Consider the following 15,252-nt stretch of genomic DNA (forward strand, 5'->3'; position numbering starts at 1 on the left):
GCTCCTCAAATGCGGGCAGTGCGGTAGTAGTGCTCGACGTGGGCAGAGACGTGATAGCCACCGCCGCGGTTCGGGGTGGGGCGGCTCGGCGATGACTGCGCGGGGGCCACCGGGGTGGCAGGCACGACACTGGCGACGGCGGCAGCGGCACCAAGAGTGCCCGCCGCGACGAACCAGCGTCGCCGGCCGGCAACGAAAGCGGATGACTTGGATTCCATGGGACTCTCCTCGGGCTGCACGCAAGTCGGCGCACTCACCTTGCGCCAACGTGTTTGGTGCAGTAAGGCTAACGCCGCTGGAGCCAGCGCGCAAGGTGAGAAATGTCAGGTACCTCCTCGTACGCCGCGGGAGGTCCGTCGAGAGGTCCATTCAAGCGATGCTTGGTTTTCGATTCAAGCAAACTTCATTCCATCAGCCGTCGATGATGAATGGATTTTTGACGCGATGCAACATATGAAACCATGGTGACGCGTTCACCGACCGTATGCCTGAACGCTGCGTTTGGCGCGTCCGATTTGACGGACGCGCTGCGACAATTTGTCGCAAGCGCGCCCGCCATGGCCACCCCATCACCCTGTCTCGTACGTGACACATTCCGACTTTTTTGGTCGGAATTCATACAATCCCGGGCATGACGATTCCCGCATCGCCCTCCCCCGCCGAAAACAAACCGGACGCGTGGCCCGAAGGCTCGATCCTGATCGTCGACGACGAGCCGGGCATGCGCAACTTTCTCATCAAGGTCTTGGCTCCGCGCTGCCGGTTCGTTGCCGCCGCGGGCAGCGCCGAAGAAGGGGCGCAGTGGATGCGGACCCAGCGCTTCGACGTCGTGATTCTGGACATTGCCTTGCCGGGCCAAAGCGGCGTGCAGTGGCTGCAGGCGCTGCGCGCGCAGGGTTATATGGGCGAGGTGATCCTGATCACCGCCTTCGCGGCACTCGACACCGCCATCGAGGCCTTGCGGGCAGGGGCGTCGGACTTCATTCTCAAGCCGTTTCGGGTACCACAGATTCTCAACGCCATTCGACAGTGCCACGAAAGGGCGCGCCTGCGGCGGGAAAACTTCGTGCTGCGGCGCGCCGCCACCGTCTCACGCTCCATCGGTACCCCCTTGATCGGCGAATCGCTGGCCACCCGCCAGTTGCGCGCCACGATCGAGCGCATCGGCCCCACGCCCAGCACCGTGCTGCTTCAAGGCGAGTCGGGCACCGGCAAGGAGCTGGTGGCGCGCGCACTGCATGCCTGCAGTCCGCAAGTCAACCGGCCCTTCGTGCCGGTGCAGTGTGGCGCGCTGTCGCCCGAGCACATTGCCCAGGAGCTGTTCGGCTTGGCCCGCGGCAACCAGATGGCCAGCGACGGTCTGTTCGTGTACGCGGAAGGGGGCACGTTGTTCTTGGACGAAGTGGCCGACCTGCCGCTGCCGGTGCAAGCCAGCCTGCTGCGCGTGCTGGAGGAGCTGCAGGTTCGCCCCGTGGGCAGCCAACAGACGATACCGGTAGATGTGCGCATCATCGCCGCGACCAACCGCTCGCTGGCGGACGAAGTAACGGCTGGCCGGTTCCGCGAGGATCTCTACTTTCGCCTGCGCGTGGTGGACATCACACTGCCGCCGCTGCGCGAGCGCCCAGAGGACATTCCGATGCTGGTCGAGCACTTCATTCACGTGTTGGCGCCAGCGCTGGGCGTGGCTCCGCTGCAGGTGAGTACCGAAGCCATGGCCCTGCTGCGTGCCTACCGCTGGCCGGGCAATGTGCGCGAGCTGCGCAACTGGGTCGAGCGCTCCCTCATCCTGGGCGAGGTCAACGTCTCGGCGCTGTATCCGCCGCTGCACGCAGCCGCGCCCGCGGTGGCAGGGGACGGGTTGGACCTCGAAACCCTGCAGCGCCGCCATATCTTGGCCGTGCTCGAATCGGTGGGAGGCGATAAAGCACGCGCCGCCCAACTGCTCGGGGTATCGCGGCGCACCCTGGAGCGCCGCGTGGCCGAGTGGGCAGCGCAAGGGGGAGCCGGAACGTGATCGCGATCGTGCAGCGCTGGCGCGAGCGCCTGGGCCGCTCGGTGCGGCTGAAGTTGCTCGCGATCGCGCTGGCGCCACTATTGATCGCGCTGCCGTTGTTGCTGCTGGCGCTGTCCGCGTGGACCGACTTTGCCTACGATCGCCTGTTGCACACCAAGGTACGCGCCGACTTGGCGGTGGCCCGGGGCTATTTTGGCCAGGTTCTGGCCGAAGTGGGAGCAGGCACGCGCGCGGCAGCCATCTCACACGCCCTGCACGAAAGATTGCGGACCGCCCGCGCACGCCAGTCGCGCGAGCCACGAGGTGCCCCGCTCGACGATCCGGCACTGCTCGACTGGCTCGAGCGCGAACGAGCGCGCTTGGGGCTGGACTTTTTGGTGCTGCGCCCCATACACGACTCCATGGCGGCGCCTGCCCAAACCCTTGACAGCGCCGCTCGCCTGGTCGTCTGGTCTGCGGCGCAACTGGAGACGCACGCACCGGGCCTGGCAGCGCGGGCGGCCATCCCGCTGATGCCCACGCGCAATGCCGCGCCCACCGACCGGACCATCGAAGACCGAGCGATGCTGATGCTGGCGAGCATGCCAGTGCCCCCGGATGCACCCGTGCCAGGACTGGTACTGCATGGAGGGCTGCTGCTCAACCATAACCTCGACTTGATCGATCACATCAACCGCATTGTCTATCCCGAGGGGGCGCTGCCTTTCGGTAGCCAGGGCACGGCCACGCTGTTCCTCGACGACGTGCGCATCAGCACCAACGTGCGGCTGTTTGGCGATCGGCGTGCCATTGGCACGCGCGTGTCGCAAGCGGTGCGCGACGCGGTGCTCGAACAGGGCCAGACGTGGCTGGATCGGGCCTTCGTGGTCAATGACTGGTACGTCAGCGCGTACGAACCCCTGCACGACGCATCGGGGCACCGCATTGGCATGCTGTACGTCGGCATCCTCGAAGCGCCGCTGCGTTGGGTACGCCTGGGGGTGCTGATCGGTACTGCGGCGCTGTTCGCGGCCGTCATGGTGGCGACGGTCGCGTGGTCACTGCGCTGGGCGCGCGCGCTGATCCAGCCGGTGGAGCGCATGCATGCCACCATGCGGCGCATCGAAGAGGGCGACACGACGGCACGGGTAGGCCCGCTGCCGTCGCAAGACGAACTCGGCACGCTGGCCCAGCACCTGGACCGACTGCTGGACGTGATCGCCGACAACACCCAACGCTTGCGATCGTGGGGAGAAACGCTGGACCGTGAAGTGGCCGAGCGCACACGCGAGCTGCGCTTGGCCCAGCAACAACTGGTGAAATCCGAAAAGCTCGCCGCCATCGGCCAGCTAACCGCCAGCGTCGCCCATGAAATCAACAATCCCATCGCCGTCATCCAGGGCAACCTGGACCTGATCCGCGAAACCCTGGGCCCCGCCGCCGATCCGGTCAAAGCCGAAATGGCGCTGCTCGACGCGCAGATCGAGCGCATGCGGCTGATCGTGACGCGCCTGCTGCAATACGCGCGTCCGACGGAGTTTGCGGGCTACGTGGAGCCGCTGACCCTGTCATCCGTGGTCGATGACTGCTTGGTACTCGTGGCCCACCTGGTGCAGCAGCGCCAGCTGGTCGTCACGCGTGACGACCGTGCAGACGTACGGGTAGCGTGCAACCGGCAAGAACTGCAGCAAGTGGTGATCAATCTGTTGGTCAATGCCATCCAGGCATCGCCTGCGAGTGGGCGGCTGGAGTTGAAGACGGGCGACTGGATAGAAAACGGCCGCCCAGTGGGCGCGTGGCTGGCCGTGATCGACGAGGGGCCGGGGCTGGATGCCACGGTGCGAGAACGGTTATTCCGCCCCTTCTTCACCACCAAGCCCGAGGGCAACGGGCTGGGCCTATGGATCAGTCTGGGATTGGTAGAGCGCTACGGGGGTCGGCTGGAGGCCGACAACCGAACCGATCGGTCCGGGGCGATCTTCCGCGTTTGGCTCTACAGCGAGCCGCAAGAACCAACGCCCGCCGCCGGCAGCGCAGAGCTGCCAACGGAGCCGGGTGCCTGACGCGGGGTCACAACAGGTCGAATGCCTGCGCCTCGACTTGCATGAAGGCGCGGGTGAAAGCGGCCAGCGCGGCGTAGAAACGGGCATTGGGTTGGGCCTCGATCGCATCGCACAGCGCGACCACCCACGGCTGCAGGTGGCGGGCGAAGAACGCTTGCTGGCGCGCCAGGTTGCACACGGCTGCATCGTCACCAGCGATGAGGTAGCGCATCACCTCGCACAGATAGGCGATGTGATCTTCGGTCTCCGGCATCGTCTCGCTGCGGCCCAGACCGAGCGCTGCCAAATCGTCCCGCAGCGCTGCCAGCGGCTTGTCGTTGAGAAAGCCGCACAAGTAGTGCGAGCCATAGAGGTGCACCTCGGGGCGCCCGACGCCGACGAACAGTGCCTCGTATTCGTCGCGGATGGCCGGCGCCGTTTGGGCGCGAGCCGCCGCCACCAGGGCACGCCAGGGTTCTTGCAGAAACGCGCCGTCGGCACCCACTTCGGTCACCGACACCCGCAGTCGCGCGAGCAGCGTCTCATCGGGCGGGGCATAGAACAGGGTCGCCAGCACGCCATAAATCTCGGCGCGTGCCGTCTCCTCGTCGAACGCAGAGCGTGAGGGCATCGGATGCACGGTGACGGTGGTGGACGACATGGTGGCACGGCTCCTCACAGATCGGTGATGCGGGCTTGCGGACCGGTGTGGATGTCGATCACCCGGCAGTCGCCGCACATACGCAGCCGTTCGGCGGCCGCGCCCTGAAACATCGCATGACCAGCCAGGCGCGCGATCATGGTCTCCACCCCTTTGAGCGTGCCGAAGGGCTTGCCGCAACGCACACATCGGAATGGCTCCTGCTCGTGCAGGATGCGGGCCTGCCGACGCTGCCCGTCCAGCCACAGCCGGGGCTGCAACCGCAGGGCCTGTTCTGGACAAGTCTTGACACACAAGCCGCACTGAACACAGTTTTTTTCGATGAAGCGTAACTGCGGCGCAGTGGGATTGTCCTGCAGCGCGCCCGTCGGGCAGGCCCCCACGCAGCTCATGCACAGCGTGCAGGCCTCGGTGTCGAGGTGCAGCGTGCCCAGCGGCGCCCCGGTGGCTGGCAACACGATCTCGGCACCGATGGGGGCAGGTGCCTGGGCGATCAGGTGCTCCAGCGCCAGTTCCAGCGTGGCCCGCTTATCCGCTTGCACCGCGTAGCTGGCCACCATTGCCACACCGCGCGCCGCCGGCACCCGAGCCGCTTGGTCGAGCGTGGCGATATCGCGCGCATCGCGCGCCTGCCACAGGCGGAAGTGCTCCCCCTCGTAGCCCAAGCCTTGCAAGATGGCTTCCGCCACGGCCATTTGGGCTTGCAACGCGTCGCGATACTGGGGCGCTTCCTCATCGGTCAGCAGCACCCAAACCTGGCTGGCGCCGTAGGCGATGGCGGTCAACCACAACTCCAGCCCGACGCTTGCGGTGTGCCACAGCGCCCACGGGAGCACACGGGCTGGCACGCCGTGCACGTCGCGGTCCAATTGCGCTGCCCGGCCCCAGGCTTCGATGAGGCGCTGTCCCGCCGTTTGGCTGTGCAACAGCAGCACCGCATCGCGCCCGCCTGCGGCGCGAAACGTCGACAGCAGGGTCTTGAAGACCCGTCCTTGGTACGTGGCATCCGGGTAGGCATAGGTCAGTGCCCCCGTGGGACACACCGTGGTGCAAGCACCACAGCCGACGCACAAATGGGGCTCGACGACGATACGGTGGTGCGCCACGTCGCTGCGCACGGCGCTGGCCGAGCACACCTCCACGCACGCGCTGCAACCCACTTTTTCGTTGCGTGCGTGCGCACACAGGCGCTGCTGGTAGCGGAAAAACTTGGGCTTCTCGAAAGTGCCAACCGCGTCGCGCAACCACCACAGGCGCTCCACGCGCTGCTCGGCCCCCAGCGAGGGCGGCACGTGCACGTAGCCCTGCGGGAGGGCGTGCTGGGTGAACGCCGGCGCCGGACGCAGGTCGAGCACGGCGTCGAAGGTCGCTTCCTGCGGCTCGGGCTCGCGCTGAAAGTCGATGGCACCCGGTGCCTCGCACACCCGTACGCAGTCGCGATGGCTGCGGCAGCGCGCCAGGTCGATCTGGTAGTCCAACCCGATGGCGCCTTCCGGGCAGGCCGCGATGCATGCATTGCAGCGCGTGCACAGGTCGAGTGCGATGGGGTTGTCCTCTGCCCAGCGCAGCGTGAACTGCCCCAACCATCCGGTCAGGCTCAGCACACGGCCGGCCAGCACCGGGTCGCGCCGGTATTGTCCGCCGTCCCCACCCGTTGCCAGCAGCGTGACCTGCCACACGTCACGCAACCGATCGGCCATCGCTTCCGCCTCGGGCAACGGACCGATGATGAGCAGCCGCCCCTGACTTTCGTAGCGCACCACGGGAACCGGTTCGGGATCCGGCAGACGGGCGACTGCCAACAGCGCGGCCATTTTCGGCATGGCGTGGGCAGCCTGCCGCGACCAGCCGCCGGTCTCACGCAGGTTGACGAAGCGGATCGGTCGCTCCTGCAATGGCACCGCACCCACGGTCGCCTCGGCCAGTTCGGTAAACAGCGGCTGCTCCTGCGTGCAGGCCACGACGAGCGCCTCCGGCAGGCGTGCTGCGCGCTGGAAAGCCGCGGCCTCGCGACGGCACAGCGTGGTGTGCACGTCCAGGTGTTCACCGAGGGCGCGGCTCAGGGCTGCGCCATCCAGCGGCATGGTGCGGTTGCAGTTGCAGACGAGCGTGGTCATGTCGCAGAAGCCTGGGGGCGATCGATGGGGTGGCGGGTGCACTCGGTCACGTCGGGGCAATCGGCGCCATCGGCCGTTTCGTCGCCCGACGGCGAGAGGGATGGCGGCTCCGCCCGTACCGCGTCGGCAGCAGCCGACTGTGCGGGGTTGGCCGCATGGGAGGCGTCCTCGGCCGACTTCGCCGACTCGGGGGCGGGCCGTTCGTCGAACAACCCCATGAACTGCGCCGCCACCATGCGGCGCGCCATCTCGGTCGGCAACGGATCGGGGCGCGAATAGTCGTCGATGTAGACGTCGAGCCCGTCCATCACGTTGAAGTGCGGGTCGGAAAACAGCTTGCGCAAGGCGGCATTGCGCACCTCAGGGGGCACCCGGCGGTCCACGAAGGGGCGGAAATCGGCGTCCAGCGTCAGCTGACGCACATCCTCCAGGGTGGGCGGCGGGGGGGACGTTGCGGGCGCCGGTGGCTGCGAACTCCCCTCGCGCCCCTGCTCGACCTGGGTCACATCATCAACTGGCACCACGGCCCGATCCACCGCTGGCGACACCGATGGCGGGCAGCCGGGCGCCAGCTCAGCCATCGGTTCGGGCGGGTGCCCCTCCTCGGGCGGCAGCGACTGCCCTGCGCGGGCCAGCGCCTTGCGGCGCGACCAGCGTGAGAAAAACCCCTCTTCATCCGCACTCATGTCCCCTCCTCGCGCGCAGGGCGTGCGCCGGTGCTGATGCGCACGGACTGCCCAAACCGATCCGTCAGCGGCTGAAAACTCGCCGGTCTGGCCCGACGTTTGGGCTCGGGCCGGTAGTGCCGCTGCACGAACCGCGCCATCCAGCCGATGACGTCGGCAGGCGCGGGCACCTGGTCCACCCGCTCTTGGGCATCGAGCCAGCGCCCCGCGTCGTGGTAGCTGAGCGTGACGATCTGGGGTTCGGGTAAATCGTCGTCGGTCTCCCCCGAGCGCCACATCACCCAAAAGCACGGCTGCGGCGCGGTCAGGTTCAAATACAAGCCCTCGGCATCCTCCGGGTGCAACGACACGACGTAGCCCGGAAAACCCCAATGACTCTGGGCGGCCGACGCGGGGGCATCACAAGGCTCGAGCGCCACCGGCCCGCGCCCGGCCAGTGTCGGCCAGACGGCGCAGGTCAGCTCGTGCGGCCCCTGCAGCACCTGCACGTCTGCCAGCGTCCAGCGCCACGGCTGCCAGCGCGCCATCGGGCCCGGCACGGGCTCGCGTCGCATCACGACGCCCGTCACGATCCGCTCCGCCGCCCGGGGGGCAGGAGAAGGGTTGCTGCCCGTCAGCATATCCATGGTCTGCACCGGAGCCGATGTCGCTTACGTCTCTCGACTGATGGTGATCGTGGGAAACTTACTCGATGTCAGGTCCCGGACGATTGCATTGATCCGCGACGTCGTGCATTATTCATAGGTCGCGAGACGATGCGTGAGCTGATCGAGGAGCTACGGAGGCAAAAGTCATGATGGTTCGACTGCACAAGAACGCCACCACGACCCCTGCGACCCGGCGCTACATCCAAAGCTCGAACCTGCCGGTGAGGCGTCTTGCCCGGGAACTCGGGGTGTCGGAGGACACCATCCGACGCTGGAAGAAACGCACCGACGTCGAAGATCGTCCGCACACGGCGCACCGTCTGCAGACGAACCTGACCCCGTTTCAGGAGGCGGTCGTGGTGGAGCTGCGCAGGACCTTGATGCTGCCTCTGGACGACCTGCTGGCTGTGGTTCGTGAGTTCATCACGCCGAACGTCTCTCGATCTGGCCTGGATCGCTGCCTGCGCCGCCACGGCGTCGGTTCGCTCAAGGCCCTGCAGCCCAAAGCGGAAAAGCCTGGGCACAAACCCTTCAAGTCCTATGAGCCGGGGTTCGTGCATCTGGACGTGAAGTACCTGCCGCAGATGCCCGACGAGGACAAACGCCGCTACCTCTTCGTGGCCATCGACCGGGCGACGCGCTGGGTGTTCGTGGCCATCTACCCGGAGAAGACAGCCGCCAACGCCCGGCGCTTTCTGAGCTCGCTCATCGAGGCGGCCCCCTTTCGTCTGCACACGATCCTCACCGACAACGGCAAGGAATTCACCGACCGCTTCATCACCCGGGGAGAGCGCACCCCCACGGGAGCACATGCCTTCGATGAACTGTGCCAGGCGCTCGACATCGAGCATCGGCTGACCAAACCGCGCCGCCCGCAGACGAACGGCATGGTCGAGCGCTTCAATGGGCGCATCAGCGAGGTACTCGCCACCCATCGCTTCGACAGCCGCGAAGCGCTGGAGGCAACGATTCATCGCTACGTCTGGCTGTACAATCACCACATCCCCCAGAAAGCCCTGGGACATGTCCCGCCCATCGAGGCCATGAAAAGATGGTACAAAGAAAAACCGGAACTTTTCATAAAAGTGCCACGTAATCGTCCGGGACCTGACATATAGGGGACGTCGCCCGGCATGGCTGCGACCGGAAAGAGCGCAAAGAAGTTGACGTGCATCGACGCCCAGTCCACCTTGCGCAGGCTCGTGATGCGCGCCTCGTGCGCCACGCCCGCAATGTCGAAGGTCAGGCGCTGGCCCAAGCGCAGCCCCAGTGTGTCGGCCAGCCCGGTTTCGATACTGATGGCACCGGCTTCGTCGGGCTGCCAGCGCCCAGCGGCCAGTGGGTTGTGCGTGGGCAAATCGCGGCTGTACGACAGGTTGAACTCGCGCTCGACCAGCCGCTGCGCGCGGTCGCCCTGGAATTGCTCTGGCCTTACTGGTTGGCCGTCGATGGCCACCAGCCGCCCCCGCACCATGGGGTACCAGTCGTAGCGTGCCACGCCGTGTTCGCGCAGATGAGCACGGAATGCCTCGGCTTGATCGGGCTGGATATTGATAACGAAGCGGTTGGGTGCGTCCGGGGGTGTGGCGCGCCGCCAGCTGTCGATGAGGTCGGTACGCAGCAGCACCAGCAGCAGCAGCGCCAGCAGCCCCACCGCCAGGCTGGCCACCTGCACCACTGCGTAGGCCGGCCGGGCCGTGATCTGGCGCGTCGCCAGCACCAGCCAACGCGGTGCGTGCGATTCGCGCACCAACACCCGCAGCAGCGACAGCGCCCCCCAGGCCACCCCGGCAAACACCGCGACGGCCACGGCAAAGCCCCCCACCGCGATGCCCCCTAGTGTGATGTCGCCGCTGGCAACGAGCAGCAACAGCGCAAACCCGAGCGCACCGCCCACGAGCACCGCGAGGGACGCGGCGCGCACCCCGCCGACGTCGCGCCGGATGACGCGCAGCGGCGGCACCCGCGCCAGTTGCAACACGGGCGGCAGCCCGAATGCCGCCATCAACGTCAACCCCACACCCAGCCCCAGCCCCACGGGGCGCCAGCCCGGCAGCGGCAGGTCGGCCTGCAGCAAGCCGGACAGCCACCACACGAACACGAAGTGCACCGCCCACCCGATGAGCGTGCCCAGGACGGCCGCCGCCAGACCGGCCAGGCCGAACGCCACGGTGTACGAGCGCGCCATCGTGCCTTGAGCCAACCCCAGCACGCGCAGCATGGCGCAATCGTCCAAGTGGCGCTGGGCATACTGGCGCGCTGTCACCGCTACCGCGACCGCCGCCAGCAGCGCCGTCAGCAGCGCCACCAAGCTCAAGAACTGCTCGGCCCGGCGCAGGGTTTGCTGCAACTCGGGGCGACCCGACTCCACGCTCTCGATCTGGGTGCCGCGCTCGCCCGTCGCGGCCACGCGGGCCTTGGCCCAGGCCTCGAAGCGGCGCACCGCCGCGTCGTCACCTGCCACGGCCAACCGGTATTGGATGCGGCTGGCCGGCTGAACCAGCCCCGTGGAGTCCAGGTCGGCCTCGGCGATCAACACCCGCGGCGCAAAGGTCAAAAAACCCGCGCCACGGTCGGGTTCGAACACGATGACGCGCGCGATGCGAAATACCCGCTCACCCAGCCACAAGGGCTGGCCCACGCGCAACCCTAGAATTTCGAGCAGCGCGGCATCGACCCACGCCTCCCCCTGGGCAGGCACGCCCGGGCCGGGTTGGCCCACGCGGTCGTCGGGGTCCAGCGCGGTGCGCAGCTCACCCCGCAACGGATACCCGGGCGCCACCGCCTTGAGCGAGACCAGCCGCGCCTCGCCGCCGTCGGCATCGTCGGCGCGCGCCATGGTTGGAAAGGTCGAGTGACGCGTCACCGACAGCCCGAGCGCTCGTGCCTGTTGCTCGTAATCGGTCGCCAAGGCATGGTCGCTGCGCAGCACCACGTCGCCCCCCAGCAACTGCCGCGCGTCGCGTTGCAGCCCCCCCTGCAGGCGGTCGGCAAAAAAGGCCACGGCCGTCAGCGCTGCCACCGCCAGCGCGATCGCCAGCACCAGCACCGTCAACTCCCCGGCCCGCCAGTCGCGCCACAGCGCGCGCCAGCCCAGCGCCCAGGCTGAGGGTGGGCGCAGCATGGACGGGTAAGCCGTGGATGGATTCACGCCGATACGACCGGCCCGGCGCTCACTTGGTTCCGAAGATACGGTCGCCCGCGTCACCGAGACCCGGGACGATGTAGCCGTGGTCGTTGAGCCCGCGATCCACCGCCGGCGTGTAGATGGGCACGTCGGGGTGATGGCCGTGGAAGTTGGCAATGCCTTCGGGGCACGCCACCAGACACACAAAGCGAATAGAGCGCGGCGTCAACCGTTTGAGCAAATCCACCGCCGCCACGGCCGAGTTGCCCGTCGCCAGCATCGGGTCGAGCACGATGACATCGCGCTCTTCCATGCCCGAGGGCATTTTGAAGTAGTACTCCACGGGCTTGAGGGTCTGCGGGTCACGGTACAGGCCAATGTGGCCCACGCGCGCGCTGGGCAACACCTCCAGCATCCCGTCCAGAAACCCGTTACCCGCGCGCAGGATGGACGCCAGCACGGTTTTCTTGCCATCGATGACGCGACCGGTGGTTTTTTCCAGCGGGGTCTCGATGTCGACCTCTTGCGTGGGCATGTCGCGCGTGACCTCGTAGGCCAGCAGGGCGCTCAATTCATGGATGAGCTGGCGAAAGGTCTTGGTGCTCGTGTCTTTGCGGCGCATCAGCGTCAGCTTGTGCTGCACCAGCGGGTGATCGATGATGTGTACTTGTCGCAGACTGGGTTCGCTCATGGCGGTGGAGTATCCCACACCAGCCGGTGCGCGTGGGTGTAGCACAAAAAGCGGGTGTGGGTGGCGCGGCCGATGGCGCATAGCCCCAGGCGCTCGGCCACCTCCAACCCCATCTGGGTGGTGCCGCTGCGCGACACGACGATTGGCACCCCCATCTGCGCAGATTTGATGATCATTTCGCTGGTCAGCCGCCCCGTGGTGTAGAACACCTTGTCATCACCGCGAGCCACGTCTTCCCCCTGCAACGCCATCCAACCCGCGATCGTGTCCACCGCGTTGTGTCGGCCGACGTCCTCGACGAACAGCAGCAGCTCGTCACCGCGAAACAGCGCGCAACCGTGCACCGAACCCGCCTGCTTATATACCGAATCTTGCTCGCGAATCACGCGCAGGATGCCGTACAACTCAGACTGGCGCAGCCGGGCGTCGGGGTTGAGACGGATGCGCTCGACCTCGTCCATCAGCCCCCCAAAGACACTACCCTGGCCGCAACCGGTGGTCACCACGCGCCGGGCGGTGCGATCCTCGATATCGGCCAGACCATGACGGGTGCGCACCGCCGCAGCCCCCACGTCCCAGTCCACCGTGATCGACTCGATTTCATGTACCGACTGGATCAGGCGCTGATTGCGCAAATACCCCAGCACCAGCCACTCGGGGTGGGCGCCCAACGTCATCAGCGTGATGAGCTCGCGCTTGTCCACGTACACCGTCAACGGCCGCTCGGCAGGGATGCGCAGGGTGCGCCGCTGGCCGTACTCGTCGACGATCTCGACGGCCCGGGTCATCGCAGCGCTGGCCGCACTGAGCCGAGGCAACGGAGGCGCCAACGATCGGGATGGCAGCCCGCCGAAAGCCAGTGGTTCATTGAGCCACATGGAAGACCATCCTTCGAGCGGGCACGTTCAGGATTTTTTCGCCGCGGGCGGCGTCGTTGCAGCCGGCGCCGGCATACCAGCGGCCGTCGGCGGCACGAATGGCCCAGGATCGACACAAGCGGGCGCGTTGGCCGGCTTGGCAGCCTGCGGGTGGTTCTTAAAATAGTGGGCCGCAGCCTTGTCGGCGGCCTTGCAGGTCAGATAGGCGTCGACCTTCGCCTGGTGCGCGGCCTTGGCCTTGGCAACCTCGGCCGCAGCTTTCTGCTCGTCGGTCAGGTTGGGCGCAGGCAATTTGGCATGGGCAATACCCGTACCGAGCGCCGCCAACAGCCCCAGCACCACCGACACACGCAAAGAAGTCTTCATATCTGCATCTCCTTCCTCAAGCGCGAACCTCTGCAGACGAGGCGGCCGAAGCGGTTGAACTGCGCTCGGCTGGAATCCGACCAGCGCGAATGTCTTCGTACCACAGCTCATGGTGTTCGCGCGCCCAGGTCTCATCCACGTAGCCGGTCTTCATCGCTTGATAGGCGCCCTCGGTGCCAAGCGTGCCCATATAGATGTGACCGATAAACAGCGCGATCATCAGAATGGCAGCGCTGGCGTGGATCATGTGCGCAATCTGCATATTGCCCCGAAGGTAGTCGAACCCGGGCACCAGCTTGTCGAGCACCAGGCCGGAGCCCACCACCACCAGCCCCAGCGCGAACACCCCCACCCAAAACACGATCTTCTCGCCCGCGTTGAATCGGTGGGAAGGAACTTCTTCGCCCCCGAACAGGCCGCCGAACCGCTTGATCCACGCCCAATCCTCCTTGCGCGGCAGGTTGTCTCGCACGAAAGTCGCGAACACGATCAGCAACGAGACCGCAAACAACGGCCCGACGAAGTTGTGCACGTTTTTCAGGGCATACGTCAACCAGCCAAAGAGCGTCTTGCCGATGATTGGCAACAGAAGGTACTGACCAAACGCCATCACCAAGCCCGACACGGCCAGCAAAACGAAGGCGCCGGCGTTGGTCCAGTGTGCCGCCCGCTCGAACGCCGTGAAGCGCTCGATCTTGCGTCCCGTCTCGGCCCCATGCAGCTTGAGAGGCCCATGGCTGAAATAGAAGATGGCCACTGCCAGCAGCGCGATGAAAACGAGCGCCCCCCCATACGGCAGGATCCAGCGGTTGCGCACTTGGCGCCATGCCTCACCCGCGTTGGTGGGCGCCACGCCAGGATACTGCACCGTGGGCTGGATCAGCACCCCGTACTCGCGGTACGGAAAGTTGACCGTGCCTTCGACACCCTGCCCGACTTGGCGCCACATAGGCGCGTTGTTGCCCGGCTGAACCTGGGCACGCTCCGCGTTGCTTTGTGCGGCATAGCCTGGCAGCGTGGAGGCGTCGGACACCGCACGCGCAGGGGCTTCCGGCAACGCTGCTGTCGGCGCTGACTGTGCCGACACGGTTGCCGCCGCGACCAAAGTCGCCACGAGCAACCCACTGCGCAACGCAGTGACGGCGCTGGAGAGAAACAGGGCGTTCATGGCCAAGCTCCCGGAATCATTGGGCCGCGCTTGCGGGGCGGCTGTACTCGTTTTGCCCGTACTGTGCCCGCGCGCGTAGGTGCTGCGCCCATGAGGTCTTGTCACCGGTTGTCCAGCCACGTTCGGCAAACGGGCTGCCGCCCGCGCCGGTGTAGGGCGGTTGATCCGACTTGATGCCGCTGGCGGTTTGGGGTTTTTCGCCACAACCTGCCAGGCTCAATGCGATGGCCACGGCCCCCATCATCCATGTCAAACGGCGTGCGCTCATGGTCATGCTCCTGCCTTGGACTGGGCGCCGTACGCGGTACCCCATCCCCACACCTCGGCACCTTTGCCGCGTTGCACGACGCGAGTGCGGAAAATATCGGCGATGACATCGCCGTCACCGGCCAGCAATGCCTTGGTCGAGCACATCTCGGCACACGCCGGCAACTTACCTTCGGCAAGGCGATTGCGGCCGTACTTTTCGAACTCGGCTTGACTGCCGTTGGGCTCGGGGCCGCCCGCACAGAACGTGCATTTGTCCATCTTGCCGCGCACACCAAAGGTGCCCTGCGCTGGGAATTGGGGGGCGCCAAACGGGCAGGCGTAACTGCAATAGCCACAACCGATGCACACGTCTTTGTCGTGCAGCACCACGCCCTCTTCGGTACGGTAGAAGCACTGCACAGGGCACACCGCCATGCACGGCGCGTCCGAGCAGTGCATGCACGCCACCGAGATCGATTTTTCACCGGGCACGCCGTCGTTGAGCGTGACCACGCGCCGGCGGTTGACGCCCCAAGGTACCTCGTGCTCGTTCTTGCACGCGGTCACGCAGCCGTTGCACTCGATGCAGCGCTCGGCATCACAAATAAACTTCATGCGGGCCAT

At 66.5% G+C, this 15,252-nt stretch carries 14 protein-coding genes and 1 pseudogene; 3 read left to right on the top strand and 12 right to left on the bottom strand.

Going from position 1 to position 15,252, the window contains the following annotated elements:
* Window positions 1-5: 5 nt before the first annotated feature.
* Entirely contained in the window at window positions 6-218 is a 213-nt protein-coding gene (locus ACPP3B_RS02495; RefSeq protein WP_424859627.1) for a formate dehydrogenase, read from the bottom strand.
* A 413-nt stretch (window positions 219-631) separates the two neighbouring features.
* Here ACPP3B_RS02495 and ACPP3B_RS02500 point away from each other — a divergent pair, with 413 nt between their 5' ends.
* Window positions 632-2,017: a sigma-54-dependent transcriptional regulator gene (locus ACPP3B_RS02500; protein WP_424859628.1), complete on the top strand. Its 1,386-nt coding sequence runs from the start codon at window positions 632-634 to the stop codon at window positions 2,015-2,017.
* The gene (locus ACPP3B_RS02505; RefSeq protein WP_424859629.1) at window positions 2,014-4,059 is read left to right on the top strand and encodes a sensor histidine kinase; all 2,046 of its coding nucleotides are present in this window, start codon (window positions 2,014-2,016) and stop codon (window positions 4,057-4,059) included. Before ACPP3B_RS02500 ends, ACPP3B_RS02505 begins: the two co-directional genes overlap by 4 nt.
* A 7-nt stretch (window positions 4,060-4,066) precedes the next feature.
* On the opposite strand, the gene ACPP3B_RS02510 is transcribed toward ACPP3B_RS02505, so the two are convergent.
* From ACPP3B_RS02510 to ACPP3B_RS02525, 4 genes are read right to left on the bottom strand one after another with little or no spacing between them, the layout of a single operon-like run.
* On the bottom strand, window positions 4,067-4,699 hold the full coding sequence (locus tag ACPP3B_RS02510; protein ID WP_424859630.1) for a TorD/DmsD family molecular chaperone: 633 nt from the start codon (window positions 4,697-4,699) through the stop codon (window positions 4,067-4,069).
* Between the two features lie 14 nt (window positions 4,700-4,713).
* Window positions 4,714-6,816, bottom strand: a complete 2,103-nt coding sequence (locus ACPP3B_RS02515; RefSeq protein WP_424859631.1) for a 4Fe-4S dicluster domain-containing protein — start codon at window positions 6,814-6,816, stop codon at window positions 4,714-4,716.
* On the bottom strand, window positions 6,813-7,502 hold the full coding sequence (locus ACPP3B_RS02520) for a DUF3306 domain-containing protein (protein ID WP_424859632.1): 690 nt from the start codon (window positions 7,500-7,502) through the stop codon (window positions 6,813-6,815). Before ACPP3B_RS02520 ends, ACPP3B_RS02515 begins: the two co-directional genes overlap by 4 nt.
* The gene (locus ACPP3B_RS02525) at window positions 7,499-8,122 is read right to left on the bottom strand and encodes a DUF3305 domain-containing protein (protein WP_424860130.1); all 624 of its coding nucleotides are present in this window, start codon (window positions 8,120-8,122) and stop codon (window positions 7,499-7,501) included. Before ACPP3B_RS02525 ends, ACPP3B_RS02520 begins: the two co-directional genes overlap by 4 nt.
* Window positions 8,123-8,295: 173 nt before the next feature.
* On the opposite strand from ACPP3B_RS02525, the gene ACPP3B_RS02530 reads away from it, so the two are divergent.
* Window positions 8,296-9,267: an IS481 family transposase gene (locus ACPP3B_RS02530; RefSeq protein ID WP_424859633.1), complete on the top strand. Its 972-nt coding sequence runs from the start codon at window positions 8,296-8,298 to the stop codon at window positions 9,265-9,267.
* Here the strand turns inward: ACPP3B_RS02530 and ACPP3B_RS02535 are convergent.
* The 7 genes and pseudogenes from ACPP3B_RS02535 to fdh3B all read right to left on the bottom strand — a co-directional run.
* Window positions 9,267-11,273 (bottom strand): annotated as a pseudogene (locus tag ACPP3B_RS02535) (ABC transporter permease); the annotation flags it as partial. The gene ACPP3B_RS02530 and the pseudogene ACPP3B_RS02535 sit on opposite strands and share 1 nt — an antisense overlap.
* 49 nt (window positions 11,274-11,322) lie before the next feature.
* Window positions 11,323-11,967: a uracil phosphoribosyltransferase gene (gene upp / locus ACPP3B_RS02540; RefSeq protein ID WP_424859620.1), complete on the bottom strand. Its 645-nt coding sequence runs from the start codon at window positions 11,965-11,967 to the stop codon at window positions 11,323-11,325.
* Window positions 11,964-12,845, bottom strand: a complete 882-nt coding sequence (gene fdhD, locus ACPP3B_RS02545; RefSeq protein WP_424859621.1) for a formate dehydrogenase accessory sulfurtransferase FdhD — start codon at window positions 12,843-12,845, stop codon at window positions 11,964-11,966. The genes upp and fdhD overlap by 4 nt, the downstream gene beginning before the upstream one ends.
* Window positions 12,846-12,872: 27 nt before the next feature.
* The gene (locus tag ACPP3B_RS02550; RefSeq protein ID WP_424859622.1) at window positions 12,873-13,211 is read right to left on the bottom strand and encodes a hypothetical protein; all 339 of its coding nucleotides are present in this window, start codon (window positions 13,209-13,211) and stop codon (window positions 12,873-12,875) included.
* Between the two features lie 16 nt (window positions 13,212-13,227).
* Window positions 13,228-14,379 carry a formate dehydrogenase subunit gamma gene (locus ACPP3B_RS02555; RefSeq protein ID WP_424859623.1) on the bottom strand — a complete coding sequence of 384 codons (1,152 nt, stop codon included), beginning with the start codon at window positions 14,377-14,379 and terminating at the stop codon, window positions 13,228-13,230.
* A gap of 16 nt (window positions 14,380-14,395) precedes the next feature.
* Complete coding sequence (locus ACPP3B_RS02560; protein ID WP_424859624.1) at window positions 14,396-14,647, bottom strand: hypothetical protein; 252 nt, start codon at window positions 14,645-14,647, stop codon at window positions 14,396-14,398.
* A gap of 2 nt (window positions 14,648-14,649) precedes the next feature.
* Complete coding sequence (fdh3B, locus tag ACPP3B_RS02565) at window positions 14,650-15,252, bottom strand: formate dehydrogenase FDH3 subunit beta (RefSeq protein ID WP_424859625.1); 603 nt, start codon at window positions 15,250-15,252, stop codon at window positions 14,650-14,652.

It is taken from the genome of Tepidimonas sp. HKU77 (assembly GCF_049728535.1).
Taxonomy (GTDB): Bacteria; Pseudomonadota; Gammaproteobacteria; order Burkholderiales; family Burkholderiaceae_C; genus Tepidimonas.

Excerpts from the sequence above, each read along its gene's own strand:
- ACPP3B_RS02495 (WP_424859627.1), bottom strand. The coding sequence starts at position 218 with ATGGAATCCAAGTCATCCGCTTTCGTTGCCGGCCGGCGACGCTGGTTC.
- ACPP3B_RS02500 (WP_424859628.1), top strand. The coding sequence starts at position 632 with ATGACGATTCCCGCATCGCCCTCCCCCGCCGAAAACAAACCGGACGCG.
- ACPP3B_RS02510 (WP_424859630.1), bottom strand. The coding sequence starts at position 4,699 with ATGTCGTCCACCACCGTCACCGTGCATCCGATGCCCTCACGCTCTGCG.
- ACPP3B_RS02515 (WP_424859631.1), bottom strand. The coding sequence starts at position 6,816 with ATGACCACGCTCGTCTGCAACTGCAACCGCACCATGCCGCTGGATGGC.
- ACPP3B_RS02520 (WP_424859632.1), bottom strand. The coding sequence starts at position 7,502 with ATGAGTGCGGATGAAGAGGGGTTTTTCTCACGCTGGTCGCGCCGCAAG.
- ACPP3B_RS02525 (WP_424860130.1), bottom strand. The coding sequence starts at position 8,122 with ATGCTGACGGGCAGCAACCCTTCTCCTGCCCCCCGGGCGGCGGAGCGG.
- ACPP3B_RS02530 (WP_424859633.1), top strand. The coding sequence starts at position 8,296 with ATGATGGTTCGACTGCACAAGAACGCCACCACGACCCCTGCGACCCGG.
- upp (WP_424859620.1), bottom strand. The coding sequence starts at position 11,967 with ATGAGCGAACCCAGTCTGCGACAAGTACACATCATCGATCACCCGCTG.
- fdhD (WP_424859621.1), bottom strand. The coding sequence starts at position 12,845 with ATGTGGCTCAATGAACCACTGGCTTTCGGCGGGCTGCCATCCCGATCG.
- ACPP3B_RS02550 (WP_424859622.1), bottom strand. The coding sequence starts at position 13,211 with ATGAAGACTTCTTTGCGTGTGTCGGTGGTGCTGGGGCTGTTGGCGGCG.
- ACPP3B_RS02555 (WP_424859623.1), bottom strand. The coding sequence starts at position 14,379 with ATGAACGCCCTGTTTCTCTCCAGCGCCGTCACTGCGTTGCGCAGTGGG.
- ACPP3B_RS02560 (WP_424859624.1), bottom strand. The coding sequence starts at position 14,647 with ATGAGCGCACGCCGTTTGACATGGATGATGGGGGCCGTGGCCATCGCA.
- fdh3B (WP_424859625.1), bottom strand. The coding sequence starts at position 15,252 with ATGGCCCGCATGAAGTTTATTTGTGATGCCGAGCGCTGCATCGAGTGC.